A 24,269-nucleotide genomic window follows, 5' to 3' on the forward strand; every position below is an offset into this window, starting at 1 on the left:
CCTCAGGCGCGCAGGGAGAAGGTCGAGGCGGAGATCTCCTCGGCGAAGGTGCCGGTCGTGGCGAAGGAGATGACCTCGTCCACCGCATGGGCGGAGAGACGGCCCAGCTCCGTGCCCACGGACCCGGCGATGTGCGGGGTGAGGAACGCGTGGGGGTGCGTGCGAAGACGTGAGCCCAGGGGGAGAGGCTCCTCCTCGGCGACGTCGAGCAGCGCGGTCACGTCCCCGTCGTCGAGGCGGTCGGCGAGGGCGTCCTGGTCCACGAGCTCGCCACGGGCGGTGTTGACGAAGGTGGTCCCCGGCCGCATGCGACGCAGCAGCTCGCGGTCGATCATGCGGGAGGTCGAGGGCAGCAGCGGGGCGTGCAGGGAGATGATGTCGCTGCGCTCCATGAGCTCGGGGAGGGGCACGAGGGCCACACCGAGCTCCCGGGCCTGGGCGGGGGTGAGCGTGGGATCGGCGAGGACGACGTCGAGGTCGAAGGCGCGCAGGCGCTCGATGACGAGCCGGCCCACGCTCGAGGCGCCGATGATGCCGACGGTGCGGGAGCGGATACCGACGGCGGGCCAGCTGCCCTCGAGGTCGATCTCCGCGGCGCCCTCGCGCAGTCGCTGCGCGGCCCAGAAGGCGCGCTTCGCGCCGAGCACGATCAGCGCCACGGTGAACTCGGCGACGGGGATCGCGTTGACGCTCGCGCTCGAGCTCACCGCGATGCCGCGGCGGTAGACCTCGTCCGTGACGAGGGTGCGCACGGTGCCGGCGGAGTGGGCGATCGCGCGCAGGGCGGGCATCTCGTCCAGGAGCGCCGCGTCGAGCACGGGGGAGCCCCAGCCGGTCACGAGGATCTCGACCTCGGAGAGGAGCGCGGCGTCCTGCGCATCGATGCGCAGGGGACGGTCCGCGAGCAGGCGCAGGGCGGGATGGGACTCGAGCCGCTGCAGGTCGACCTGCCCGAAGACCCGTCGGAACGTCTCCTCGGGAAGGAGCATCCCGACGCTGCGACGGGATGCGGAGGCGTGATCGGTCATGGGGTGTGTCTCCTCGTTCGGTGGCCCCGTCATCTCACCGGCTCCCGAACGACCACGTCAACCATCACCGTGCGATCGAACAGATACCGATCACCGGCGGGGTGCGGCCGTCGAGGCGCGGACCGCGAGCGAGGGGCGCACGGCCACGTGACGTGCGGCGAGACCGGCCTGGGCGCCGCTCGAGAGCCGATCGAACACGAGCCCCACCGCGATCCGGCCCACGTCCCGGCGCGGCGGGGAGACCGCGGTGAGCGGCACCGCGGCGAGCTCCGCGATCTCGTCGTCGTAGGAGATCAGCGACAGGTCCCCGGGGATCTCGAGCCCGGTCTCGAGCGCCGTGCCGAGGAAGTCCGCCGCGTAGTGGTCGGAGTGCACGAGCAGCGCCGTGACCCCGGCCTCGAGCGCCCGGTCCAGGCAGCGTCGGGACTGCGCGGCCGTGTCCTCACCCTCCTCGATGACGATCACGGGGGCGTCGCCGGGAAGGCCCCGGCGCTCGAGCGCCCGTGCGAAGCCCGGGCGCAGCGCTCCGGCGGTGGGGGTGTCGTAGGTGAACATGCCGATCCGCTCGTGGCCGAGCTCGACGAGGTGGCCGACGGCGAGGGCGGCGCCCGCGGCGTGGTCCGTGCGCACCGACTCGAGCACGGCGCCCTCGGCCTCCTCGGCGACGCCGCGCTCGACCATGACGACCGGCAGGCCGCAGTCGACGAGGCGCTCGCGCAGCGCCGGGTCGTCGGCGGAGGCGCTGGTCACGAGCAGGGCATCGGCGCCGCCGGCGATCAGGCGCTCGAGCTGGACGCGCTCGCGGTCGGGGTCGTAGCGGGAGACGCCGAGCATCATCCGGCCGCCGAGCTCACGGGTGCGCTCGAGGGCGCCGTCCACGACGGTGGGGAAGTAGTAGCTGGGGTCGGGGCTCAGCACACCGAGCGTGAACAGCGCCCCGCCCTCGGGATCCGCATCCGGGCCGCGGCGCGCCGAGGGCCGGTGACGGACGGTCGTGGAGGGCGGCACCTCGATCGCCTCGGCGCCGCCGTGGATCCGTCGCAGGGCGCCGGCGTCGGCGAGCTCACGGAGGTCGCGGCGCACGGTCATGGGGGAGATCCCCATGCGCGCGGCGAAGTCCGCGACGGAGACGGTGCCGTGCATCCGCAGCTCCATGAGGATGCGCTCCTGGCGCCCCGGGACGTTCATGACAACTCCTGTTCGAGTTCTGTGCGAGTGATCGAAGGTGATTGACCGTGATCGTAACGGTTGCGTTCACTGTCCAGCACCCGGGCCACCGCGAAGAGGCGCGCCCGAGCGGGACGGCCGAGTGGCCGCTCCCCAGGTCAGGACAGAACCGTCCCGTGAGCGAGGGAGCCACATGACCGTCAGGACACCGACAAGGCCGCCGGGCACCGGCGTGCTCCGGCGCGCCGCCGCACGCCGCGACACCGGCGCCGCGATCCCGCGGCGCACCGTGCCGTGGGCGCAGCGGCTGCGCCGCGACTACCCGCTCGCGCTCATGGTCGCCCCCGCGGTGATCCTGCTGCTGCTGTTCGTGTACGTGCCGCTGCTGGGCAATGTCATCGCGTTCATGGACTACCAGCCCTACATCCCGATCCTGCAGAGCCCGTGGGCGGGGCTGTCCAACTTCACCGCCCTGTTCACCGACGCCGCCTTCTGGGCCGCGGTCGTCAACACCCTCGAGATCACAGCGATCCAGCTCGTGCTCTTCTTCCCGGTGCCGATCGCGCTCGCGCTGCTCATCCACTCGCTCGTGTGGCCGTGGCTGCGCGCGGTCGTGCAGTCGGTGCTCTACCTCCCGCACTTCCTCTCGTGGGTGATCGTCGTGGGGTTCTTCCAGCAGAGCCTGGGCTCCGCCGGCATCATCAACCGCTGGCTGCGCGAGCTGGACATCCACACGATCAACATCCTCGCGGAGCCCTCCACCTTCAAGCTCCTGCTCTCCGCGCAGGTCATCTGGAAGGACGCCGGCTGGGGCACGATCATCTTCCTCGCCGCGCTCGCCGCGATCGACGACTCCCTCTACGAGGCCGCCGCGATCGACGGCGCCGGCGCCTGGGGCCGGTTCTGGCACGTGACGCTCCCGGGCATCCGCCCGATCATCGTGCTGCTGCTGATCCTCCGGCTCGGCGACGCGCTGAGCGTCGGCTTCGAGCAGATCATCCTCCAGCGCAGCGCCGTCGGACCGGGCGCCGCGGAGGTCCTGGACACCTACGTCTACTACCACGGCGTGATCGACGGGAACTGGTCCACCGGCATCGCCGCCGGACTCATCAAGGGACTCGTCGGCCTCGTGCTGATCCTCGCGGCCAACAAGGCCGCCCACATGCTCGGCGAGCAAGGAGTGTATGCGAAGTCATGAGCACCGTCGTGCGGCCCGTGTGGGCCGGAAAACCCCAGCCCGTCGTCCTCCTGCTGAAGGCGCTCGCGATCCTCGTCGCCCTCACCGTCGTGCTCTTCCCGTTCCTCATGGTCATCTCCACGAGCCTGTCCAGCGCAGCGGACGTCACCGCCGCCGGCGGCTACGTGCTTTGGCCCCGCTCGGTGACCTTCGAGGCCTATGAGCAGATCCTCTCCGGGGGTCTCGTCACCCGGGCGATCCTCGTGACCGCCGCCGTCACCGCGGTCGGCACCACGATCAGCGTCGCCTCGACGGTGCTCGCCGCCTGGGCGCTCAGCCGGCCCTCGTTCTTCCAGCGGCCCGTGCTGATGTTCGTGCTGCTGACGTTCCTGTTCTCCCCGGGCATGATCCCGCTGTACCTCATGGTCAAGCAGCTCGGACTGCTGGACAGCCTGTGGTCGCTGATCCTGCCCTCGGCGTTCAGCGTCTTCAACATGATCGTCGTGCGCGGCTTCATGATGGGCATCCCGCAGGAGCTCGTGGACAGCGCCAAGATCGACGGCGCCGGCGAGCTGCGGATCCTGCTGCGGATCATCCTCCCGCTCTCCCGCGCCGTGATCGCCGTGGTCGCCCTGTTCTACGCCGTCGGCTACTGGAACTCCTTCTTCAACGCGATGCTCTACATCGACGACACCTCGAAGTGGACGCTCCAGCTGGTGCTGCGCACCTACGTGCTGCAGGGCTCCTCCCTCGTCGAGGCGAGCACGGACTCCGTGACACCGCCCGCCCAGTCGATCCAGATGGCCGTCGTGATGATCGCGATCATCCCGATCCTGTGCGCCTACCCGCTTGTCCAGCGCCACCTCACCAAGGGCGTGCTCACCGGCGCCGTCAAGGGCTGACACCACCGCGCGCCCCCGCCCGTCGTCCCCGCAGACCCCACCGCTCTACCATCCCGCCACCCGATCACAGGAGATCACCATGTCCGCATCCCTGCACGCGTCCGACCGTCCCCTCCGCGCGTTCACCCGGCGCCGTGCCCTCACCGGGGCCGCCGTCGGCATCGCCGGCATCGCCGGTGCCGGGGCCCTCGCCGGCTGCGGCGGCTCCGCCGCGACCGAGGAGATCGCCACCGAGCTCGCCGCCGTCCCCACCTACACGCCCGTCACCGGCGGCCCCACCCCGGACCTCCCCGGCGACGAGAACGTCCAGCCCGTCTACTTCGAGGCGCCCCAGGAGGCGGACCTCTTCACCTCGGTCACCGACGCGCAGCTGCCGCACACCACGGACCCCGTCTCCGCCTTCGTCATCTCCTACGCCCCGCCGGCGCCCTCCTCCAACAGCTACCTCGAGGAGGCCCGGAAGCGGCTGGACACCGACCTCGAGGTGCAGATCGTCTCCTCGGAGAACTTCAGCGCCAAGTTCGCGACCGTCATGGCCGGCGGCGACATCCCCGACATGGTCGAGTTCATCGCCTTCGACATGCCCACCAACGCGCCGCAGCTCCTGGACGCCCAGTTCACGGACCTCTCCGAGCTGCTCGGCGGGGACGCGATCGCGGACTACCCGAACCTCGCCAACATCCCCAGCTCCTCGTGGGAGAACTGCCGGGTCAACGGCCGCATCTACGGCACCCCCGTGCACCGGCCGCCGTTCGGCAGCATCCTCGTCACCCGCACCGACCTCGTCGAGCAGCTCACCGGCGAGGCGCCCGCCCCCTCCTCGAAGGACGAGTTCACCGCCCTCCTGGACGCGGTGACCGACGCGAAGGCCGGTCGCTGGGCGCTGTGCGGGCAGACCGCCGGCGACAGCGTGGACTGGGGCTACGACTTCATGGCCGCGATGTTCGGCGTGCCCAACGGCTGGGGCCTCGTGGACGGGAAGCTCGTCCACAAGTTCGAGCACGAGGGCTACCTCGAGATGGCGTCGTACATCAAGGAGATGCACGACGCCGGGTACTACCACCCCGACACCCCGAGCATGTCCGGCTCACAGGCGAAGACCAACATCGCGAACGGGAGCGTGCTCATGCACCTCGACGGGATCTCCGCGCTGCTGGACACCTCGCTCCCCGAGGGAACCGCGACCGGCGCGATCGTCCCCTTCGCGGCCGACGGTGGCGCCGGGATCATCTACCAGGGCAGCTCGCTGTTCTCCTTCACCGCGCTCAAGAAGGCGGAGGAGGGCCGCATCCTCGAGCAGCTCAAGGTCCTCAACTACCTCGCCGCGCCCTACGGCAGCGAGGAGGGCTTCTTCCTCCAGTACGGGAAGAAGGGCGAGCACTTCGAGCGCGCGGGCGACGGCTCGATCTCGGTGACCGACGCCGGCACCGCCCAGATCGGCCCGACCTCGCTGAACAGGATCTCCGCGCCGCCGCAGATCCTCACCTCCGCCGTGCGGATCGACGACCAGCTGCGCCGCTCCCACGCCTGGCAGGAGGACTCCTCCCCGATGCTGCTCAAGAGCGCGGTCGCGGGCCTCTACTCGCCGACGGCCGCCAAGAACTCCTCCGCCGCGGGTGCCGTGATGACCGCGCTGGACGAGTACATCCTGGGCCGCGGCTCCCTCGACGCGGTGAAGGAGGCGACCTCGACCTGGACCACCCAGAGCGGCGACACGATCCGCGCGGAGTACGAGGAGCAGCTCTGAGCTCTCCCTGCTCCTGCCGTTCCCGCCGCTCGGCCCCACTCCCGACCGACACCTCGATCCCTGTCCCGTCCCCTGATCCGCTCCCCGGACCCTCCGGGGTGTTCTCGAAGGAGAGAACCATGACCAGCGCATCCCGCATCCCCCGTCGCAGCATGCTCGGCATGGGCGCCGCCGCGGCCACCGCCGGCGCCGGACTGCTCGCCGCCCCCGCCGCCCACGCCGCCCCGCCCGGCCGCACCCTCGCCCTCGCGGCGGACACCACCAGCATCCTGCGCAACCCCCTCACCGGATGGGTGCTGTACGGCACCGGGTCCCCGTCGGCCGACTACTGGACGACCTACGACGCCCTCGAGATCGAGGGGCGGGACGAGCCCGTGCGCGTCGCCGACCACGCCCAGACCCTCTACATGCGCCTCAGCTGGACCGTGCTGAACCCCGAGGAGGGCGTCTACGGCTGGGACGTGCACGAGGGCCTGCGCAGCATGATCCAGGGCGCCCGCGAGCGGGACCTCCGCCTCGCCTTCCGGGTGGTCGTCGACAGCCGCGACAAGTCCAGCGACTTCACCCCCGCCTGGGTGCGCGCGGCCGGCGCCGAGGGCTACGAGACCCAGACCGGTTCGAGGACCGTGTGGACCCCCTACCCGGACGACCCGGTGTTCCGGTCGAGCTACGAGACCTTCCTCGAGGCCTTCGCCGCGCGCTTCGACGACCCCGACGAGGTCGCCTTCATCGACGCCTACGGCCTGGGCAAATGGGGAGAGGGGCATTCGATGCGCTACCTCGACCCCGCGAACCGGGCGGACGTCTTCCACTGGAACATCGACCTGTACCACCGGCTCTTCGACCACGTCCCGCTCGCGATCAACTACCACCGCATGATCGGCGCGGCCGGCGACTGGGGGCCCGCGGATCCCGACTCCCGGGGCCTGCTCGAGTACGCCTTCGAGAAGGGGTGCATGCTGCGCCACGACGCCTTCGGCATGAGCGTCTACTACGGGCAGTGGGAGCGGGACCTCGCCGCGGAGTGGATCGGCCGGCGGCCGATCGTCTTCGAGGGCGGCTGGGTCACCAAGCAGCACGACTTCTCGGTGGATCCTCGCGGCTACGAGACCGTCGAGGACGTGCGCCGCGGCGAGTACGAGGACGCCGTCGAGGCCCACGTGAACATGCTCGACTTCCGGATGGGGAAGACCGAGTCCTGGTTCCGGGACGTCCCCGACCTCGTCGCGGACTTCGAGTCCCAGGGCGGCTACCGCCTGCAGCTCGAGCAGGTCGTCCTGCCGCCGGCCGAGCGCGCCGGCCGCTGCACGATACGGCACCGCTGGACGAACCTCGGCTGGGGCATGTTCCCCAACGACCTCCCGCAGTGGGGGCACCGGTACCGGGTCGCCTTCGCCCTGCTGGACGCCGCGGACCACCGGGTGCTGCGCACCTATGTGGACGAGGAGGCGGAGCCGTCGGACTGGCTGCGCGGGGACCACGCCGACCACGATCTCGCGGTCACGCTCGAGCCCGGTGCGGGCGAGCGGAGGGTCTGGGCGGTCGCGATCGTGGACACCACGAAGGACGGTGCCCCGGCGATCGCCATCGCCTCGCAGGGGGAGGTCACCGACGACGGGTGGCTGCTGCTCACCGGGGACTGAGAGGAGAAGGCTCGTGGAGGGCGGAGGATCAGCCGCGGGCCGGGCGCCAGCCGGCGCAGGGCGGCGGTGCCGGGGTGATGCCCCGGCGCCGCCGCCGGAGCCGGTGCGGGGTCGCCTGGGAGGGAGGCGTGCCGCTGCCCCGATCGCCCGTCGACTCGGGGGTGGGCTCATCCTGCTGTGAGGTCATGGCACGATTCTCTATCCTTGCCCGGACAATCGACCCCCGTGTGATCACACCGTGATGAAGGGGCCCTGCCGGGCGGTCGGAGAGGGCCTCCGCGGCCGCGTCGCTGTGACCGCGGGCACGGTCGGGGGGGGAGGACGGCGCGATGCCCCGGCCCAACATCCTGCTCGTCGGTCCTCACCGGCACCTACAGCCACGTGAACCGGGCCTGCTCGATCTACTCCCAGTTCGACCACGGGGTGGGGACCTTCCCCGAGGTGCTCCACGACGCGGGCTACCAGACGGCCGTCCACGGCAAGTGGCACCTGGGGACCTCCGAGGCCTCGCTGCCCCGCAGCATGGACGACTGGTCGATCTTCCCGGACCAGGGCGCCTACGTCGATCCCGTGATGATCGGCCCCGCGGGGGAGGAGACGGTCCCGGGCTACGCGACGGACAGGTCACCTCCCGCAGCATCGACTTCCTGGACCGTCGCGATCCCGAGCGGCCCTTCTGCCTCCTCGTCCACCACAAGGCACCCCACCGCCCCTGGATCCCGGACCCCCGCTACGAGGGGCGCTACACGGAGGGCACGATCCCCGAGCCGGAGACCATTGCCGACGACCACGCCGGCCGCAGCGCATCGGTGCGGCGCGTCGCGATGCGCCTGGACGACCTCACCCTCACCGACGTCAAGGAGCCGGTGCCGCCCGAGCTCGAGGGGGAGGAGCGCTGCGCCGAGCGCTCCTCCTGGAAGTACCAGCGGTACATGCGCGACCACCTCCGCTGCGTGCAGGCGGTCGAGGACTCCGTGGGCGAGCTGCTCGACTACCTCGACGAGCACGACCTCGCCGAGAACACCCTGGTCATCTACACCTCCGGCCAGGGGTTCCTCCTCGGCGACCACGGCTGGTTCGACAAGCGGCCCATGTTCGACGAGTCGTTCACCATGCCCTTCGTGGTGCGGTGGCCGGACGGGATCCCGGCGGGCACCCGGGTCGAGGAGATGGTCACCAACGTCGATGTCGCCGCGACCCTGCTCGAGGCCGCCGGCATCTCACCCACCGCGCTCCCGGAGCAGCAGGGGCGCAGCTTCCTGCCGCTGCTGCGGGGCGAGCGCGTCGAGGACTGGCCCGAGGCCGGCTACTACCGCTACTGGGAGCACGACGACCCCGAGCACCACGCCCCCGCCTACTACGGGGTGCGCACCCGCACCCACACCTACGTCCATTACTACAACGACGGGCCCGGCACCCCTGGAGTGGCCCCGCTGACCTGCCCGTGCGAGGGCTCTACGATCGCCGCATGAGCAACCCCGTCCTCCCGCGCGGCATCCTCCTGCTGATCGGCCTCGCCGCGGCCTGGCTGGTCCTCGCGGGGCTCCAGGAGCTGGCCTCCCTCGTCGTGCCGGTCTTCCTCGCGCTGAACCTCATGATCGCGGCGCACCCGCTCGCGGCGGTGATCGAACGGGCGGGGGCGCCACGGGTGCTCGGATCGATCGCGGCGATGCTCGCGGTGCTGCTCGCCCTCGCCGCGTTCTTCCTCTCGATCACGTGGGCGGTGCGCACCCTCGTGCTCGAGCTCCCCGGCTACTCGGACTCCTTCGACGCGCTGCTGCAGAGCTCGCTCGACGCGCTCGCCGGGGTGGGCGTGAGCCAGGACCAGATCAGCACCTGGCTCGCGCAGTTCAACTTCTCGAGCCTGTTCGGCCTGCTCAACCAGGCGCTGTCCTCGGTGAGCGCGATCGGCGCCCTCGTCGCCGCGGCCGTCGCGACGATCATCTTCTTCGGCATGGACGCGGCCGGTCTGCCGGAGCGGATGGCGGTCGTCGAGCGCACGCACCCGCGCTTCGCCCACGCCCTCGTGGACTTCTCCCGGGCCGTGCGCACCTACTGGATCGTGACGACCGTGTTCGGCGTCGTCGTCGCCGTGATCGACGGCCTCGCCCTGTGGGCGCTCGGGGTGCCCCTGCCCGCGGTGTGGGCGGTGCTGCTGTTCGTGTGCAACTACATCCCCAACATCGGCTTCCTCATCGCGATGGTGCCGCCCACGCTCATGGCGCTGCTCGCGCAGGGCCCGTGGACGGCGGCGCTCGTGGTCGCCGTGTGCGTCGTCGTCGCGATGCTCCTGCAGGGCCTCGTGCAGCCGCGCGTCACGGGCCGCGCGGTGGGGCTCGCGCCGAGCATCTCGTTCCTCTCGGTGCTCTTCTGGTCCTGGGTGCTCGGGGCGGCCGGGGCGCTGCTCTCGGTGCCGATGACCCTGCTCGTGAAGGAGCTGTTCCTCGACGCGGACCCGTCGGCCCGCTGGCTGAACGCCTTCGTCGCGGACACGCCGCGCGCGGCGGTCGAGTCGCCGAGCGAGCGGATCGGGGAGCGGGCCGACGAGCCCGCCGACGGCACAGCCGCCGACGGCCCCACCGGGGAGGGCGTCAGCGACGCGGACGCGCCCGCAGCAGCGAGCGCGCCACCAGCCCCGCCAGCAGCGCCCAGAACGCCGCGCTGATCCCGGCGACCGCGATGCCGGAGGCGGCGACGAGCAGGGTGATCCCCGCGGGCAGCTGCTCCTCCTCGCGCGCGAGCGCCCCCTTCACCGCAGCGACGAAGGTGCCCAGCAGCGCGAGCCCCGCGACGGCGGGGACGACGCCCTCCGGGGCGAGGGCCACGAGCTGCGCGGCCGCCGAGGCGAGCACGCCGAGGACGACCATGACGATCCCCGAGGTGAGGCTCGCGATCCAGCGGCGCGAACGGTCCTCCCCGGCTCCCGGCCCGGCCGCGAGGGCCGCGCTGATCGCGGCGAGGTTGATGCCGTGCCCGCCGAGCGGCGCCCCCAGCAGGGAGCCCCCGCCCGTGACGAGCATGGCGGGTCGCCACGGGACCTCGTAGCCGAGGCTGCGCAGCACCGCGACGCCCGGCACGTTCTGCGAGGCCATGGTGACCAGGTACAGCGGCAGCGCGATGCCGATCACGGCGCCCGGGGTGAGCCGCGGCGCGGTGAGCTCGAGATGACCGGCGGGGGCGCCGGCCGGCAGGGACCCGCCCGTCGACACGAGATGCACCACGATGACGACGGCCGCCGCGGCGAAGGCGATCGGGGAGGCCCAGCGGGGCGCGAGCCGCAGCGCGAGCAGCCACACGATCACGACGGGCGCGACCTCGAGCGGGTTCGCCGCGAGGCCCAGCACCGGCTCGAGGCACAGCTGGAGGAGCACCCCGGCGAGCATCGCCTGCGCGAGCGCCGGCGGGATCCGCGCCATGAGGTCCGCGAGGGCGGGCACCAGCCCGGTGAGCACGATGAGCACGGCGACGAGCGCGAAGGCGCCCACCGCGGCGGGCCAGCCGCCCTCGACGGTGCCGGTCGCGGCGAGCAGCGCGGCGCCGGGGGTGGACCAGGCGACCGTGATCGGCAGCCGTGTCATGAGCGAGAGCACGATCGAGCCAAGACCCATGAGCACGCTCACCGCGGTGAGCCCGCTCGCTGCCTGCGCGGGACTCGCGCCCACGGCCTCGAGGCCGGTGAGGACGACGACGAAGGAGCTCGTGAAGGCGACGAGGGCGGAGATCGCTCCGGCGCTGAGCGGGGCGGCGTGACCGGAGGGCATGGGCGCGACGATAGCGGGGGAGGAGGGGCCGCGGCGGGGCGAGTCCGCGCAGGTGACGGTCCTGTGACCCGAACTGCGACGAGGTCGGGACAATCCGCGAGGATCCGAGTACCGTCGACGGGGTCAGGCATTACGCTCCACCGACGGAAGGATCGTCATGATGTCCACCAGCTCATCCTCGAAGGCGTCAGCGAAGACCACCCCCACCGAGAACGCCGAGAGCGGGTTCCTGGCGGACGACGCGCTCGCCAAGAACCTCCAGGCGGTCCTCGTGGACCTCACCGCCCTGCACCTCGCGGGCAAGCAGGCGCACTGGAACATCGTCGGCCCCAACTTCCGGGACCTGCACCTGAACCTCGACGAGGTCGTCGCGATCGCCCGGGACAGCTCCGACGACGTCGCCGAGCGCATGCGCGCCCTCCATGCCACGCCCGACGGCCGCCCCGACGTGGTCGCCGAGCAGACCTCGCTCGCCGAGTTCCCCGCCGGGGAGGTGCTCACCCATGACGCGATCGACCTCATGACCGCCGCCGTCGAGCAGACGGTGCGCACGATGCGCACCGTGCACGACGAGGTCGACGAGGCGGATCCGACGAGCGCGGACATCCTCCACGGCATCATCGAGAAGCTCGAGCAGCAGGCCTGGTTCCTCTCCGCGGAGACCCGGAAGCCCGCGAGCTGACTCCTCCGTGACCGGACCCCGGCCGTTCGCCGGGCCGGTGTGTCGCGGCGATCAGAAGCGGGGGAGCGCACCCTCGACGAGCAGATCCACGATCGGCTGATCCGCCTCGGGCCAGTCCCGCTCCGCGAGCGCGTCACGATCCAGCCATGCGAGCTCGTCGTGATCGGTGGAGCCCGCGGGGCGGGCGCCGAGCACGCGCGCCCAGTAGCAGTCCAGGTGCAGCTCGCGCCCGCCCGCGCCCGTGGTGCCGCGGCCGATCAGCCACCCCACCCGGGTCTCGACGCCGAGCTCCTCGCGCAGCTCCCTCCGTAGCGCCTCCTGCGGGGACTCGCCCGGCTCAATCTTGCCGCCCGGGAACTCCCAGCGCCCGGCCTCGCGCAGGCCGGCGCGCCGCCGCGCCGCGAGGACCCGGTCCTGCGCGTCCACGAGCACCGCGCCCACCACGCGCAGCGGCGCCGCCGGTTCCTCCTCGGCGTCGTCGGGATCGAACTCCTCCCGCTCCGCGTGGCCGTGGTCGTGCTCCCACCAGGTCCAGCCGCAGGAGGTGCACTCACGATCGGGGCCGAGCCCGAGGCATCCGTCCCAGCGCACCCAGTGCGGGGAGGACTCCATGACGCCGGCGAGCGGGAGGCCGATCACGTGCAGCAGCACCTCCGGGCTCTCGCAGCGGGGGCAGGTGCCGCGGTGCCAGGCAGGATCGGTCGCGTTCATGGGGACAGTCTCGCGCAGGGGTGGGACACCCGGTGGGCGCCGCCGATCGGGGTCGGCGGCGTCAGCAGGTCCGGGCAGCGCCGACGGCCTCTGCCCGCTGCGGGGGGCAGCAGCGTCGTGCGGGGCTCCGCGCCCGCCTCCCGCAGCAGCCGCACTCGCTCGCGCACCGCGAGCACCGAGACGCCTGCCCGAGGCACCGGGAGCCGAACTGCGGCACGATGGCCCCATGGCTGACGCAGAACAGACCCTCACCTCCACCGAGATCGCCGCGTCCCTGCCCAGCGGCTGGACGCAGAGCGGCGAGAGCATCACCGCCGGCTACGACACCGGTGACTTCGCCACCGGTCTCGACCTCGTGAACCGCATCGGCGCGGCCGCGGAGGCCGCGGCGCACCATCCCGACCTCACCCTCACCTATCCCTCCGTGACCGTGACGCTCACGAGCCACGACGTCGGCGGGGTGACCCGGCGCGACCTCGACCTCGCGGAGATCGTCGCCCAGCACGCCGCGACGCTCGGGGTCTCACCGGCCCACGGGTGAGCGGCGCCGGGCGACCCGCCCGCGCCCCGGGGCCTCACCTCCGACGGCGGCAGGGGCGACATCGCGCTCCCGCCCACCACCGGCGGCCCGACGACCAGCTGGGCGGCGCCTCCCCGACGGACGCCGCCGTGGTCGGCAACCTCGACGCCTTCGCCCGCTTCCCGAAGATCGACGAGGCCGGGCTGACCTCCGCCGATGCCTGCGCGCGCACCGACCGCGCCCCGCTCATGGTGCTCCGCGACCGGGACCTCGCCCCTGAAGGGGAGCACGGCCACCTCCGCGAGACCTGCTGAGTGCGGCGCCGCGCGGCATCCAGGACTGAGACCCCAGATCACGAGAAGGTCACGGCGCCCTCCCGGGCTTCGTGTCCCCGGGACCAGAGCCCACGATGGCCGCACCCCGTTGCAGGCGCACGGGACATGTGAACACTCCCCTTCTCGCTGAGGAGCTGCCATGTCCTCCCTCTCGCCCGCCGAGCTCGTCGACCGCCTCGCCGCCGTCGGCGCCTCCAAGGTCTCCTACACCCGCACGCAGACCCTGGTGCGCTCCTACATGGGGGCCGCGATCCTCACCCTCGGCGCCGCGTTCGCGGTCACCGTCTCGACCCAGACCGGTCAGCCGCTGCTGGGCGCGCTGCTCTTCCCCGTCGGCTTCATCCTCCTGTACCTGCTCGGGTACGACCTGCTCACGGGGGTGTTCACGCTCCTCCCGCTCGCGATGATGATGCGGCGCAAGGAGGTCACCTGGGGCGCGATGCTCCGCACCTGGGGCCTCGTGTTCCTCGGCAACCTCGGCGGGGCGATCACCGTCGCCGTGCTCATGGCGATCTACTTCACCTACGGCTTCTCCGCACCGCCGAGCCCCGTCGGCGAGGCGATCGGCGAGATCGGCCACGGGCGGACCGTCGGCTACGCCGACCACGGCGCCGCCGGCATGCTGACCCTGTTCGTGCGCGGCGTGCTGTGCAACTGGATGGTCTCCACCGGCGTCGTCGTCGCCTTCCTCAGCAAGGACCTCCTGGGCCGGATCATCGCGATGTGGATGCCGATCATGCTCTTCTTCTACATGGGCTTCGAGCACTCGATCGTCAACATGTTCCTGTTCCCCTCGGGCCTGCTCCTCGGCGCCGACTTCACCCTCACCGACTACCTCGTGTGGAACGAGATCCCGACCGTGCTCGGCAACCTCGTGGGCGGCGTGACCTTCGTGGCCGTCCCCCTGTACCTCGCCCACGGCCGCCGCTCGGCCGCGAAGGCGGCGGAGGCCGCCCCCGGCAGCGTGGCCCTCGCCCCGCAGTCCGAGCTCGTGGGGGCCACCCGATGAGCGCCCGCATCGTCGTCATCGGCGCCGGCATGGTGGCGCACCGGTTCGTCGACTCCCTCGTCACCCGCGCGGAGGAGAAGCTCGAGGTGACCGTCCTCGGCGACGAGTCCTGCCACCCCTACGACCGCGTCGGGCTCACCCGCTTCTTCGACGGCGCCACGGCGGAGGACCTCACCCTTCCCGCGACGATCTTCGAGGACCCGCGCATCACCCTCCACAGCGGCGACGCCGCGACCGCGATCGACCGCGAGGCGCGCACGGTCACCACGGCCGCCGGCACGGTCCACCCCTACGACCATCTGGTCCTCGCCACGGGCTCCTACGCGGCCCGGCCGCCGGTCCAGGGCGCCGAGCTCGACGGCTGCTTCGTCTACCGCACCCTCGGCGACGTCGAGGGGCTGCGCGCCCACGTCGCCCGGCGCTCCGCGGAGCTCAGCCGGCCCGCGCGCGGCGTCGTCATCGGCGGCGGGCTCCTGGGCCTCGAGGCCGCCGGCGCCCTGCAGGGCATGGACGCCGAGGCGACCGTCGTACAGTCCGGCGACCGGCTGATGTCCGCCCAGCTGGACCTGCCCGCGGGCGGCGTCCTCCAGCGGCTCATCGAGCAGCGCGGCATCGCCGTGCGCACCCGCTCGCGCACCTCCGCGGTGCTCGCGGGGGAGGACGGCGAGGTGCGCGCGGTCGCCTTCGCGGACGGCTCCGAGGTCGAGGCCGACGTCGTCGTCCTCACCGTCGGCGTCCGCCCCCGCGACGAGCTCGCCCGCGCCGCCGGTCTGGACTGCCACGAGCGCGGCGGCGTCACCATCGACGCCGGCTGCGTGACCTCGGATCCCGCGGTCCTCGCGATCGGCGAGGTCGCCTCCTTCGACGGGCAGTGCGTGGGCCTCGTCGCCCCCGGCTACGCGATGGCGGAGGTCGCCTGTGACCGCATCCTCGGCGGGGAGGCGACCTTCGGCGGCTACGACCTCTCCGCGAAGCTCAAGCTCTCCGGTGTGGAGGTCGCGAGCTTCGGCGACGCCTTCGCGACGACCCCCGGCGCCCTCGACGTCGTCTACACCGACCCCGTGGGCGGCGTGCACAAGAAGCTCGTGCTCTCCGACGACGCGAAGACCCTGCTGGGCGGCATGCTCGTGGGCGACGCCTCCGCCTACGGCGCGCTGCGCCCGCTCGTGGGCAGCGCGCTCGGCGCCGACCCCGCCGCCTATCTCCTGCCCGCCGACGCCGCCGCCCCCACGGCCGAGCTGCCCGACGAGGCCGTGGTCTGCTCGTGCTCCTCGGTGACCGCCGGGACGATCCGCGACGCCGTCCGCGTCGACGGCTGCACGGACCCCGCCGAGGTCACCGCCTGCACGAAGGCCGGCGCCACCTGCGGCTCGTGCCTGGTCATGGTGAAGAGCCTCGTCGGCACCGAGCTCACCCGCATGGGCCGCACGGTCTCCACGGCCCTGTGCGAGCACTTCGAGCTCTCCCGCCGCCAGCTCTTCGACGCCGTCCGCGTCTCGGAGCTGACCACCTTCAGCGCCGTCATCGAGCGGTTCGGCCGGGGTCGCGGCTGCGACATCTGCAAGCCGGTCCTCGCGAGCATCCTCGCGGTCCTCACCCCGAGCCACGTGCTCGACGGCGAGAACGCGACCCTCCAGGACACCAACGACCACGTCATGGCGAACATGCAGAAGGACGGCACCTACTCGGTGGTCCCGCGGATGCCCGGCGGCGAGGTCACCCCGGAGGGGCTCATCGTCGTCGGCGAGGTCGCCCGGGACTTCGGCCTGTACACGAAGATCACCGGCGGCCAGCGGGTGGACATGTTCGGCGCGCGGCTCGAGGAGCTGCCGCTGATCTGGCAGCGGCTCGTCGACGCCGGCTTCGAGTCCGGCCACGCCTACGGCAAGTCCCTGCGCACCGTGAAGTCCTGCGTGGGCTCCGCCTGGTGCCGCTACGGCGTGCTCGACTCCACCGGCATGGCCGTCCGGCTCGAGCTGCGGTACCGGGGCCTGCGGGCGCCGCACAAGTTCAAGCTCGGCGTCTCCGGCTGCGCGCGCGAATGCGCCGAGGCACGCGGCAAGGACGCGGGCATCATCGCGACCGCCCAGGGCTGGAACCTGTACGTGGGCGGCAACGGCGGTGCGACCCCGCGGCACGCCGAGCTGCTCGCCGAGGGGCTGGACGACGACACCCTCATCCGCACCCTGGACCGGTACTTCATGTACTACATCCGCACCGCGGACAAGCTCCAGCGCACCGCGCCCTGGCTCGAGGCCCTCGACGGCGGCATCGACGGCCTCCGCGAGGTCGTCATGGAGGACTCGCTCGGCATCTGCGCGGACCTCGACGCGGCGATGGACCGCCACGTCGAGCACTACGAGGACGAGTGGGCGGCGACCCTCGCCGACCCCGCGAAGCTCGCCCGCTTCAGCTCCTTCGTGAACGCCCCGACCACCCCCGACCCGTCCCTGGCCTACGTCCCCGAGCGCGGCCAGGTGCGCCCCGCACGTCCCGATGAACGACGATCCGGCGAGGTCCTCATCGCCGGCACTACCCTGGAGGTACGACGATGAGCACGCAGACCCTCTCCCCGGCCACCCGCTCGAGCACCGAGTGGACGCGCGTGTGCGCGCTCGGCGACCTCGAGGTGGAGCGCGGCCGCGCCGCCCTCGTGGACGGCGACCAGGTGGCCCTGTTCCTCCTGCCCGACGGAAGCCTCCATGCCCTCGACAACCACGACCCCTACAGCGGGGCGAACGTCATCTCCCGCGGGATCGTCGGCACGCGCGGCAGCCGGGCCACCGTCGCCTCGCCCATGTACAAGCAGGTCTTCGACCTCCGCTCGGGCACTTGCGTGGACCCCCGCGGCAAGGAGCACCGGCGCCTGCACGTGTGGCCGATCGAGGACCGCGGCGGCGAGGTCTACCTGCTGCGCGGCGGCGCGCGATGACCCTGCTGCTCGGCGTCGCCCTCGGGGGGCGCACGGTGCTCCTCGTGGGCGGGGGAGAGGTCGCGGGGCGCCGCGCCCGACGGCTCCTCGACGAGGGCGCCCGGGTGCGGGTCGTCGCCCCGCGGCTCGACCCGGTGCTCGCCGACCTGGCCGCGCGCGGCCGGATCACGTGGACCCCGCGCACCTACCGGCGCCGTGACCTGCGCGGCGCCTGGCTCGTGCACGCGGCGACCGGCCGCCCCGCCGTGGACCGTCAGGTCGCCGCGGACTGCGAGCGACGCCGCCTCCTCTGCACGAACGCCTCCCAGGCGGGACACGGCACCGCGCGACTCGCCGCGCAGACCACCGCCGGGGACGTGGCCGTCGGCGTCGTCTCCGCCGTCGGCGCCGACCCCCGCCGCTCGATGGCCGTGCGCGACGGGATCTCCCTGCTCCTCGCGGAGGGCGCGCTGCCCCTGCAGCCCCGCCGGCCCGCCGCGAGCGGGAGCGTCGCCCTCGTGGGCGGCGGGCCCGGCCCGCTCGACCTCCTGACCGTCCGCGCCCGACGCCTGCTCGCCGAGGCCGACGTCGTCGTCGCGGACCGGCTCGGCCCGGGCGAGGCCGTCGCGGAGATCCTCGGCGCCCGCACCCGGATCATCCCGGTGGGCAAGCATCCCGGTCACCACCCCGTGCCGCAGGCGGAGATCAACCGGATCCTCGTCGAGGAGGCGAGCGCGGGACACCGCGTGGTGCGCCTCAAGGGCGGGGACCCGTTCGTGCTGGGCCGCGGCGGGGAGGAGTACACCGCCTGCCTCGCCGCCGGGATCGCGGTCGACGTGGTCCCCGGGATCACGAGCGCGATCGCCGTCCCCCAGGCCGCCGGCATCCCCGTCACCCAGCGCGGCACCGCGACCGCCCTGCACGTGGTGAGCGGGCACGACGCCCTCGGCCCGCTCGGCGCGAGCCCGGCGACCCTCGCCGCCCTCGCCGACCCCGCCGTCACGACGATCGTGCTCATGGGCGTCGCCGCGCTGCCCGGTCTCGTCGGAGCGGCCCTCGAGCACGGGGTGCCCGCCGCACGGCCCGTCGCCGTCGTCGAGAACGGTCACACCCCGCAGCAGCGCACCACCCGCACCACCCTCGGCGAGGCGGAGCGCGCCGTGCGCGAGGCCGGGGTGCGCAGCCCGGCCGTCGTCGTCATCGGCGAGGTCGCCCGCGAGGGCCTGCTGCTGCCCGTCCCCCTCACCGCCCCCGCCGCCGGCACGGCGACGCCGGGCCCGACCACCCCCAGGGAGCTCATCACGTGACCACCGCCCCCGCCATGCTCTCGACGACCCTCCGCGGCCGTCGCATCGTGCTCGCCCTGGACCGGCGGGCCGAGGACCTCGCCGCCGCCCTCGAGCGGCACGGCGCCGAGATCCACCACGCCCCGGCGCTGAGCATGATCCCGCACGTCGACGATCCGCAGCTGCTCGCCACGACCCGTGAGCTGCTCGCCGATCCGCCGTCGATGCTCGTGGTGACGACGGGGGTGGGCCTGCGGGGCTGGTTCGAGGCGGCGGAGTCCGCGGACGTCGACGAGCGGCTGCGGGAGGCCCTCGCCGGGGCGAGCGTCATCGCGCGCGGGCCCAAGGCGCGCGGTGCCGCCCAGCAGGCCGGGCTCGCCGTCGACTGGGTCGCGGAGAACGGCACCTCCGCCGAGATCGCCGAGCACCTGTCCACCCTCGACCTCCAGGGTGGGCGGGTCGCCGTCCAGCACCACGGCTCCGGGGCCGACGGCCTCGACGAGCACCTCGCCGCGCTCGGCGCCGAGGTCGTGAACCTCACCGTCTACCGCTGGGGACCGCCGCGCGACCCCGCCGCCGTGCACCGCTCCGTGCTCGAGGCGAGCCGCGGCGAGGTCGACGCCGTGCTCTTCACCGCCGCCCCCGGCACCGAGAACTGGCTGCAGGCCGCGGAGGCCGCCGGTGTCATGCCCGGCATCACGGAGCACGCGGAGGCCGGTGACCTGCTGTTCGCCGCCGTCGGCCCGCTCACCGCCGGGCCGCTCGTGGATCGCGGCCTGCCCGCCCTGCTCCCCGAGCGCAGCCGCATGGGGGCGCTCGTGCGCGCCGTCGTCCAGCACTACACGTCCGACGTCGCCGACGCCCCCGCCGACCCCGCCGGTCCCCGAGGAGGGAACCCGTCATGAGCATCGTCATCGCCTGCTCCCACGGCACGCGCTTCGCCGAGGGCCGCGCCGAGATCGCCCGCGTGCGCGAGGCCCTCGCCGCCGCGCTCCCCGGAGACACGGTCCTCGAGGCCTTCGTCGACGTCGAGCAGCCCGAGGTCGCCGACGTCGTCGCCCGCGCCGTCGCCACCGCGCGCGAGTCCGCCCCGGCATCCGAGGACGACACCGCCCGCAGCGCCGAGGTGGTCGTCGTGCCCCTGCTGCTCTCCACCGGGTTCCACACCGGCGTCGACATCGCGGGATCTGTCGAGCCGTGGCCCGAGGCCGTCGCCGCCGCCCCCATCGGGCCGCACCCGCGGCTCGTCCTCGCCCTCCGCGACCGCATCGCGGACCTCTCCGGGAACGACGCCGGCCACCGGCCCGGCGACCATGTGGTCCTCGCGGCCGCCGGCTCCTCGGACCCCGCCGCCGCCGTGGCCGTCCGCCAGATGCGGGACCTGCTCGCCCGCTGGCTGCCCTGCCCGGTGACCATCGGCTACGGGGCCGGCGCCGCGCCGTCGATCCCGGACGCCGTGGACTGCGCACGCTCCTCCGGTGCGCGGCGCGTGATCGCCGTGAGCTACGTGCTCGCCCCCGGGCACTTCGCGAACCTCGTCACCGCCGCCGGCGCGGACCTCACGACGGCACCGCTCGGCGCGCACCCGGCCGTCGTCGACGTGCTCGTCGAGCGCCGCCGCGCCGCCGCCTCGATCACCGCGGGGCCGCTCGCCGCGGTCTGACCGGCCCGGTCCCGCCCCGCCCCATCAGACCCCCGCGAAGGCCACGACCGCCACGGCGGTCTCCTCCGGGGCGCCCGTGTCCACGGAGCGCTGGACCGTCCAGGGATCACCCTCGTCGAAGGTGTGGGTGATGTCCTCGTCCGTGAGCAGCTCCGAGCCGTCCTCGCAGCGGTACCAGCTGAACTTCCCGTCCCAGTGCGTGTCGTGGTCGTGGGAGACCGTCGCGCAGAGCGCACCGTCCGCGAGCTCCACCGTCATCGGGATCGGCTCCCCCTCGACCTCGAGCCCCGCGTCCAGGGCGTCGCGAGCGGTAAGGGAGTCGAAGCGCATGGCCGTGCGCTCGAGCGGGTTCGTGATGCACACTGCGGTGTCGCCGTCCTCGATCATGCAGGCGAGGAGGCTGTCCGCGGTCGCCCCGCAGGTGAACACGTCGTCCTGCTCGGAGTAGGGCGAGACCGTCGGGCCGCCGAAGGAGCACGGGTCGTCCTCGCGCTCCTCGATCGTCCAGGAGTCGTCCACCCAGAGCGTCGTGAGCTCGGTGGAGCCGGGAGCGGGGGCGTCGCCAGGCGCGGGCGAGGTGTCCTCCTCCGCCGTGCCGTCCTCGCCGCCGTCCTCGGGCTCGGTCGGATCCCCGGTCTCGGCGTCGTCCCCGGCGCGGGTGGCCTCGATCGACATGGGGGAGGTGCTCTCCGTGGGGGCCTCGGAGGTCGACTCCGACGTGGGGCTCGCGGAGTCCTCCCCGGTGGCCTCCTCCGTGGGCGTCGCGGACTCCTCGGCGCCGCTCGTCGAGGCGGAGGGCTGCTCCTCCGCCGCACCGCCGCACGCGGTGACACCCAGCAGGAGCAGCGGCAGCGCCGCGAGCAGCGTGAGGAGACGGCGACGGAGGAGTGCGGCGCGCACGGACGGGGCGGATGAGCGGGGCACGGGACGGCTCCTCGTCGTCGATCGGACCTGGGGCGACTCATTCCACCCGCCCCAGGCGACGACCACAAGGCTCGCGGGCCCGGGAGGCGGATCAGCCGGCGATGCGGTCCGTGCCCACGATGATCAGCTCCATGTGCCCGCCCGCCGCGCGGTAGGCGCGGGAGGGGTCGTAGGGATCGAAGCGCAGCGCCATCCCCGCCTCCTCGGGAGTCCGGTCCGCCTTGCGGTTGTTGCACTCCTTGCAGGCGCACACGAGGTTCAGCCAGGAGGACTCGCCGCCGCGGGAGCTGGGCAGCACATGGTCGACGGTCGCGAGCAGGGCGTCGCACGCGGGCGTGCGGGAGACGCTGCGGCCGCAGTAGGCGCAGCTCCAGTGATCGCGCTCGTGCACGGCCCGGTAGGAGAAGCCGATCGAGCGCTGGCCGATGCCCTCCACCCAGGCGCCGCTGAGCTCACGTGTCAGGGCGAGCACCGTCGGCACGATGCGGTCCTCGACGATCGCGAGCTCGACGGGCTCCGCGACGCCGCGCCGGATCATGCCGGAGGCATGGCGCACGCTCGTGGTGTGGAGCATCTCGCCGATGCCGGTGAAGGGGTCGTACCCCTTGTTGAAGACTCTGACCTGGCCCATCACCGACCACCTCCACGGAGCATGAGTCGCCGCCCCGGCATCGGGGCCGGAGCGAACGACTCGTCGTTCAGCACTCTCCGCATCGCCGCGCGCAGGCGCGGGAGCGGCTCTGGATGTCCCGGTGCCAGGGGACCCGTGGGAGGGGCGGGGATCGAACCCGCGAAGGGCGCTCTCGCCGTGAGGCAGGGAGCGGTGCGACGTGCCATGTCGCTGCCCTCCCTTCGCCGCGGTGCTCAGACCGCGGGCATCGGCAGGAGGAGCATGCCGGCCGACGCATCGGCCGTTCGTCGGTGCTCGTGATGCTGCGTGCGCATCGGCTCCATGGCTCCTCCTTCCCCTGATGCTGCTGGTCGTCGCGGGCACAGCGCCCGCAACCTCGTCCAGACTGCCGCAGGGCGGGGCGGGTGGCAACCGATTTATCCGGAACAGGGGATGAATGCTCGGTGGCCCGGGCAGGAGGCCCCGGGCGCGGCAGGGACGGGAGACGCCCGCACCCCGGGTGAGGGGAGCGGGCGTCGGCCGGAGCGGAGGTGCATCAGATGTCGCGGAAGGTGGTGATCTTCGCGCCCAGGGCGTTGAGGCGCTCGGCGAGGTCCTCGTAGCCGCGGTTGATGACGTAGACGTTGCGCAGCACGCTCGTGCCCTTGGCGGCGAGCATGGCCAGCAGGATCACGACGGCGGGCCGCAGAGCGGGCGGGCACACGAGCTCCGCGCCGCTCCAGCGGGTGGGGCCCTCGATGAGCACGCGGTGCGGGTCCATGAGCTGCACCCGGCCGCCGAGCTTCGTGAGGTCGGTGAGGTAGATGGCTCGGTTCTCGTAGACCCAGTCGTGCAGCTGGGTGCGGCCCTGCGCGGTCGCCGCGATGACGGCGAAGAACGGCAGGTTGTCGATGTTCAGCCCCGGGAACGGCATGGGGTGGATCTTGTCGATCGGGGCGGTGAGCTCCGAGGGGTGGGTCGTGATGTCCACCAGGCGGGTGCGGCCGTTCGCGGCGAGGTACTCCTCGGAGCGGTCGTACCAGAAGCCCATGTCCTCGAGGACGGCGAGCTCGATCTCCATGAACTCGATCGGCACGCGGCGCACCGTGATCTCGGAGGAGGTGACGATCGCGGCGGCGATGAGGCTCATGGCCTCGATCGGGTCCTCGCTGGGCGCGTAGTCCACGTCGGTGCTGATCTCCGCGACGCCGCGCACGCGCAGGGTCGTCGTGCCGATCCCGTCGATGCGGACGCCGAGCTTCTCGAGGAAGAAGCAGAGGTCCTGGACCATGTAGTTGGGGCTCGCGTTGCGGATCACCGTCTCCGTCTCGCGGCGGGCGGCGGCCAGGAGCGCGTTCTCGGTGACGGTGTCGCCGCGCTCGGTGAGGACGATCGGCTTGGCGGGGGAGGTGCCCGGGTCGAGGGTCGCCTGGTAGTGGCCCTCGGTCGCGACGACCTGCAGGCCGAAGGGACGCAGCGCCGTCATGTGCGGCTCGACGGTGCGGGTGCCGAGGTCGCAGCCGCCGGCGTAGGGGAGCTGGAACTGCTCGGCACGGTGCATGAGCGGGCCCATGAACATGATGATCGAGCGCGTGCGGCGGGCGGCGTCGGCGTCGATGGCCTCGAGGTCGAGCTGCTCGGGGACCATGATCTCGAGGTCGTTGTCCTCGTTGAGCCAGCGGGTGCGCACGCCGATGGAGGTGAGCACCTCGAGCAGGCGGTTGACCTCCTCGATGCGCGCCACGCGGCGCAGCACGGTCGTGCCGCGGTTCAGGAGCGAGGCGCACAGGAGTGCGACGCCCGCGTTCTTCGAGGTCTTCACATCGATCGCGCCGCTCAGGGTGCGGCCGCCCTCGACGCGCAGGTGGGTGGGGCCGGAGGTGCCGATGCCGACGAAGCCGGAGTCGAGCACGCGACCGATCTTCGCGAGGGTGTCGAGCGTCATGTTCTGCTGGCCCTGTTCCATGCGGTGCACGGCGCTCTGGCTCGTGGCGAGCTCGGTGGCGAGCTCGCTCTGGGTGAGCCCGGCGTGCTGCCGTGCGTCGCGGATGAGGGATCCGATGCGGGAGCGGTAGTCCTCGGTCGTCGTCATGCGGGGAGCGTATCTCAGATATGAGATAGGGAGTGAGGATGGTGTGGGTGTCCCGGGTGAGCCTCGACACCCCCGCGGATCCGTTGCGCCCGGGCGCTCGA

At 72.8% G+C, this 24,269-nt stretch carries 23 protein-coding genes and 1 tRNA gene; 15 read left to right on the plus strand and 9 right to left on the minus strand.

From position 1 onward, the window contains the following. Positions 1-2 precede the first annotated feature (2 nt). Together C1N80_RS09980 and C1N80_RS09985 are read right to left on the minus strand one after the other, a co-directional pair. A complete protein-coding gene (locus C1N80_RS09980) occupies positions 3-1,028 on the minus strand; it encodes a hydroxyacid dehydrogenase (RefSeq protein WP_168198078.1) in 1,026 nt (341 codons plus the stop codon). A 90-nt stretch (positions 1,029-1,118) separates the two neighbouring features. Continuing rightward, positions 1,119-2,216 (minus strand): substrate-binding domain-containing protein, encoded by a 1,098-nt coding sequence (locus tag C1N80_RS09985; RefSeq protein WP_137770619.1) that lies wholly within the window; start codon positions 2,214-2,216, stop codon positions 1,119-1,121. A 172-nt stretch (positions 2,217-2,388) separates the two neighbouring features. Here C1N80_RS09985 and C1N80_RS09990 point away from each other — a divergent pair, with 172 nt between their 5' ends. The 4 genes from C1N80_RS09990 to C1N80_RS10005 all read left to right on the plus strand — a co-directional run bounded on the left by C1N80_RS09990 (position 2,389) and on the right by C1N80_RS10005 (position 7,664). Beyond that, a complete protein-coding gene (locus tag C1N80_RS09990) occupies positions 2,389-3,393 on the plus strand; it encodes a sugar ABC transporter permease (protein ID WP_137770620.1) in 1,005 nt (334 codons plus the stop codon). Continuing rightward, positions 3,390-4,274: a carbohydrate ABC transporter permease gene (locus tag C1N80_RS09995; RefSeq protein ID WP_137770621.1), complete on the plus strand. Its 885-nt coding sequence runs from the start codon at positions 3,390-3,392 to the stop codon at positions 4,272-4,274. Before C1N80_RS09990 ends, C1N80_RS09995 begins: the two co-directional genes overlap by 4 nt. Before the next feature lie 79 nt (positions 4,275-4,353). Beyond that, entirely contained in the window at positions 4,354-6,021 is a 1,668-nt protein-coding gene (locus C1N80_RS10000; RefSeq protein WP_137770622.1) for an extracellular solute-binding protein, read from the plus strand. 119 nt (positions 6,022-6,140) lie between these two features. Continuing rightward, positions 6,141-7,664 carry a DUF4832 domain-containing protein gene (locus C1N80_RS10005; protein WP_137770623.1) on the plus strand — a complete coding sequence of 508 codons (1,524 nt, stop codon included), beginning with the start codon at positions 6,141-6,143 and terminating at the stop codon, positions 7,662-7,664. 28 nt (positions 7,665-7,692) lie between these two features. Here C1N80_RS10005 and C1N80_RS15545 read toward each other — a convergent pair whose 3' ends face one another. Next, positions 7,693-7,851, minus strand: coding sequence for a hypothetical protein (locus C1N80_RS15545; RefSeq protein ID WP_168198079.1), 159 nt, complete (start codon positions 7,849-7,851; stop codon positions 7,693-7,695). Positions 7,852-7,993: 142 nt separating this feature from the next. Here C1N80_RS15545 and C1N80_RS15905 point away from each other — a divergent pair, with 142 nt between their 5' ends. Beyond that, positions 7,994-9,136 (plus strand): sulfatase/phosphatase domain-containing protein, encoded by a 1,143-nt coding sequence (locus tag C1N80_RS15905; RefSeq protein ID WP_370296967.1) that lies wholly within the window; start codon positions 7,994-7,996, stop codon positions 9,134-9,136. After that, on the plus strand, positions 9,133-10,329 hold the full coding sequence (locus C1N80_RS10015; RefSeq protein WP_137770624.1) for an AI-2E family transporter: 1,197 nt from the start codon (positions 9,133-9,135) through the stop codon (positions 10,327-10,329). Before C1N80_RS15905 ends, C1N80_RS10015 begins: the two co-directional genes overlap by 4 nt. On the opposite strand, the gene C1N80_RS10020 is transcribed toward C1N80_RS10015, so the two are convergent. Further along, a complete protein-coding gene (locus C1N80_RS10020) occupies positions 10,256-11,425 on the minus strand; it encodes a benzoate/H(+) symporter BenE family transporter (RefSeq protein WP_137770625.1) in 1,170 nt (389 codons plus the stop codon). The two genes, C1N80_RS10015 and C1N80_RS10020, sit on opposite strands and share 74 nt — an antisense overlap. Positions 11,426-11,585: 160 nt before the next feature. Here C1N80_RS10020 and C1N80_RS10025 point away from each other — a divergent pair, with 160 nt between their 5' ends. Continuing rightward, on the plus strand, positions 11,586-12,107 hold the full coding sequence (locus C1N80_RS10025; RefSeq protein ID WP_240811091.1) for a DNA starvation/stationary phase protection protein: 522 nt from the start codon (positions 11,586-11,588) through the stop codon (positions 12,105-12,107). A 51-nt stretch (positions 12,108-12,158) separates the two neighbouring features. Here the strand turns inward: C1N80_RS10025 and C1N80_RS10030 are convergent, their stop codons facing one another. After that, positions 12,159-12,818, minus strand: coding sequence for a (deoxy)nucleoside triphosphate pyrophosphohydrolase (locus C1N80_RS10030; RefSeq protein WP_240811092.1), 660 nt, complete (start codon positions 12,816-12,818; stop codon positions 12,159-12,161). Positions 12,819-13,044: 226 nt separating this feature from the next. Here C1N80_RS10030 and C1N80_RS10035 point away from each other — a divergent pair, with 226 nt between their 5' ends. The 8 genes from C1N80_RS10035 to C1N80_RS10065 all read left to right on the plus strand — a co-directional run bounded on the left by C1N80_RS10035 (position 13,045) and on the right by C1N80_RS10065 (position 20,542). After that, positions 13,045-13,359: a 4a-hydroxytetrahydrobiopterin dehydratase gene (locus C1N80_RS10035; protein ID WP_137770627.1), complete on the plus strand. Its 315-nt coding sequence runs from the start codon at positions 13,045-13,047 to the stop codon at positions 13,357-13,359. A gap of 128 nt (positions 13,360-13,487) precedes the next feature. After that, positions 13,488-13,652, plus strand: a complete 165-nt coding sequence (locus C1N80_RS15550) for a hypothetical protein (RefSeq protein ID WP_168198080.1) — start codon at positions 13,488-13,490, stop codon at positions 13,650-13,652. A gap of 160 nt (positions 13,653-13,812) precedes the next feature. Then, positions 13,813-14,682, plus strand: a complete 870-nt coding sequence (locus C1N80_RS10040; protein ID WP_137770628.1) for a formate/nitrite transporter family protein — start codon at positions 13,813-13,815, stop codon at positions 14,680-14,682. Further along, the gene (gene nirB / locus C1N80_RS10045; RefSeq protein ID WP_137770629.1) at positions 14,679-17,237 is read left to right on the plus strand and encodes a nitrite reductase large subunit NirB; all 2,559 of its coding nucleotides are present in this window, start codon (positions 14,679-14,681) and stop codon (positions 17,235-17,237) included. The genes C1N80_RS10040 and nirB overlap by 4 nt, the downstream gene beginning before the upstream one ends. Next, positions 17,234-17,614, plus strand: a complete 381-nt coding sequence (gene nirD / locus C1N80_RS10050) for a nitrite reductase small subunit NirD (RefSeq protein ID WP_137770630.1) — start codon at positions 17,234-17,236, stop codon at positions 17,612-17,614. The genes nirB and nirD overlap by 4 nt, the downstream gene beginning before the upstream one ends. After that, a complete protein-coding gene (gene cobA / locus C1N80_RS10055) occupies positions 17,611-18,900 on the plus strand; it encodes a uroporphyrinogen-III C-methyltransferase (RefSeq protein WP_137770631.1) in 1,290 nt (429 codons plus the stop codon). The genes nirD and cobA overlap by 4 nt, the downstream gene beginning before the upstream one ends. Continuing rightward, positions 18,897-19,784, plus strand: a complete 888-nt coding sequence (locus tag C1N80_RS10060) for a uroporphyrinogen-III synthase (RefSeq protein ID WP_240811093.1) — start codon at positions 18,897-18,899, stop codon at positions 19,782-19,784. Before cobA ends, C1N80_RS10060 begins: the two co-directional genes overlap by 4 nt. Beyond that, positions 19,781-20,542 (plus strand): sirohydrochlorin chelatase, encoded by a 762-nt coding sequence (locus C1N80_RS10065; protein ID WP_137770632.1) that lies wholly within the window; start codon positions 19,781-19,783, stop codon positions 20,540-20,542. Before C1N80_RS10060 ends, C1N80_RS10065 begins: the two co-directional genes overlap by 4 nt. Before the next feature lie 24 nt (positions 20,543-20,566). Here the strand turns inward: C1N80_RS10065 and C1N80_RS10070 are convergent, their stop codons facing one another. From C1N80_RS10070 to C1N80_RS10080, 4 genes are all read right to left on the minus strand, one after another. Beyond that, positions 20,567-21,466 (minus strand): hypothetical protein, encoded by a 900-nt coding sequence (locus C1N80_RS10070; RefSeq protein ID WP_137770633.1) that lies wholly within the window; start codon positions 21,464-21,466, stop codon positions 20,567-20,569. Between the two features lie 91 nt (positions 21,467-21,557). Further along, a complete protein-coding gene (locus C1N80_RS10075) occupies positions 21,558-22,097 on the minus strand; it encodes an HNH endonuclease (RefSeq protein ID WP_137770634.1) in 540 nt (179 codons plus the stop codon). 136 nt (positions 22,098-22,233) lie between these two features. Beyond that, positions 22,234-22,317 (minus strand) — tRNA-OTHER (locus C1N80_RS15555). Positions 22,318-22,632: 315 nt separating this feature from the next. Next, complete coding sequence (locus C1N80_RS10080) at positions 22,633-24,168, minus strand: UDP-N-acetylglucosamine 1-carboxyvinyltransferase (RefSeq protein ID WP_137770635.1); 1,536 nt, start codon at positions 24,166-24,168, stop codon at positions 22,633-22,635. Between the last annotated feature and the right edge of the window lie 101 nt (positions 24,169-24,269).

Source organism: Brachybacterium sp. SGAir0954 (assembly GCF_005490785.1).
Lineage (GTDB): Bacteria > Actinomycetota > Actinomycetes > Actinomycetales > Dermabacteraceae > Brachybacterium > Brachybacterium rhamnosum.

Coding starts and splice junctions, on each gene's coding strand:
- C1N80_RS09980 (WP_168198078.1), bottom strand. CDS start 1,028: ATGACCGATCACGCCTCCGCATCCCGTCGCAGCGTCGGGATGCTCCTT.
- C1N80_RS09985 (WP_137770619.1), bottom strand. CDS start 2,216: ATGAACGTCCCGGGGCGCCAGGAGCGCATCCTCATGGAGCTGCGGATG.
- C1N80_RS09990 (WP_137770620.1), top strand. CDS start 2,389: ATGACCGTCAGGACACCGACAAGGCCGCCGGGCACCGGCGTGCTCCGG.
- C1N80_RS09995 (WP_137770621.1), top strand. CDS start 3,390: ATGAGCACCGTCGTGCGGCCCGTGTGGGCCGGAAAACCCCAGCCCGTC.
- C1N80_RS10000 (WP_137770622.1), top strand. CDS start 4,354: ATGTCCGCATCCCTGCACGCGTCCGACCGTCCCCTCCGCGCGTTCACC.
- C1N80_RS10005 (WP_137770623.1), top strand. CDS start 6,141: ATGACCAGCGCATCCCGCATCCCCCGTCGCAGCATGCTCGGCATGGGC.
- C1N80_RS15545 (WP_168198079.1), bottom strand. CDS start 7,851: ATGACCTCACAGCAGGATGAGCCCACCCCCGAGTCGACGGGCGATCGG.
- C1N80_RS15905 (WP_370296967.1), top strand. CDS start 7,994: ATGCCCCGGCCCAACATCCTGCTCGTCGGTCCTCACCGGCACCTACAG.
- C1N80_RS10015 (WP_137770624.1), top strand. CDS start 9,133: ATGAGCAACCCCGTCCTCCCGCGCGGCATCCTCCTGCTGATCGGCCTC.
- C1N80_RS10020 (WP_137770625.1), bottom strand. CDS start 11,425: ATGCCCTCCGGTCACGCCGCCCCGCTCAGCGCCGGAGCGATCTCCGCC.
- C1N80_RS10025 (WP_240811091.1), top strand. CDS start 11,586: ATGTCCACCAGCTCATCCTCGAAGGCGTCAGCGAAGACCACCCCCACC.
- C1N80_RS10030 (WP_240811092.1), bottom strand. CDS start 12,818: ATGAACGCGACCGATCCTGCCTGGCACCGCGGCACCTGCCCCCGCTGC.
- C1N80_RS10035 (WP_137770627.1), top strand. CDS start 13,045: ATGGCTGACGCAGAACAGACCCTCACCTCCACCGAGATCGCCGCGTCC.
- C1N80_RS10040 (WP_137770628.1), top strand. CDS start 13,813: ATGTCCTCCCTCTCGCCCGCCGAGCTCGTCGACCGCCTCGCCGCCGTC.
- nirB (WP_137770629.1), top strand. CDS start 14,679: ATGAGCGCCCGCATCGTCGTCATCGGCGCCGGCATGGTGGCGCACCGG.
- nirD (WP_137770630.1), top strand. CDS start 17,234: ATGAGCACGCAGACCCTCTCCCCGGCCACCCGCTCGAGCACCGAGTGG.
- cobA (WP_137770631.1), top strand. CDS start 17,611: ATGACCCTGCTGCTCGGCGTCGCCCTCGGGGGGCGCACGGTGCTCCTC.
- C1N80_RS10065 (WP_137770632.1), top strand. CDS start 19,781: ATGAGCATCGTCATCGCCTGCTCCCACGGCACGCGCTTCGCCGAGGGC.
- C1N80_RS10075 (WP_137770634.1), bottom strand. CDS start 22,097: ATGGGCCAGGTCAGAGTCTTCAACAAGGGGTACGACCCCTTCACCGGC.
- C1N80_RS10080 (WP_137770635.1), bottom strand. CDS start 24,168: ATGACGACGACCGAGGACTACCGCTCCCGCATCGGATCCCTCATCCGC.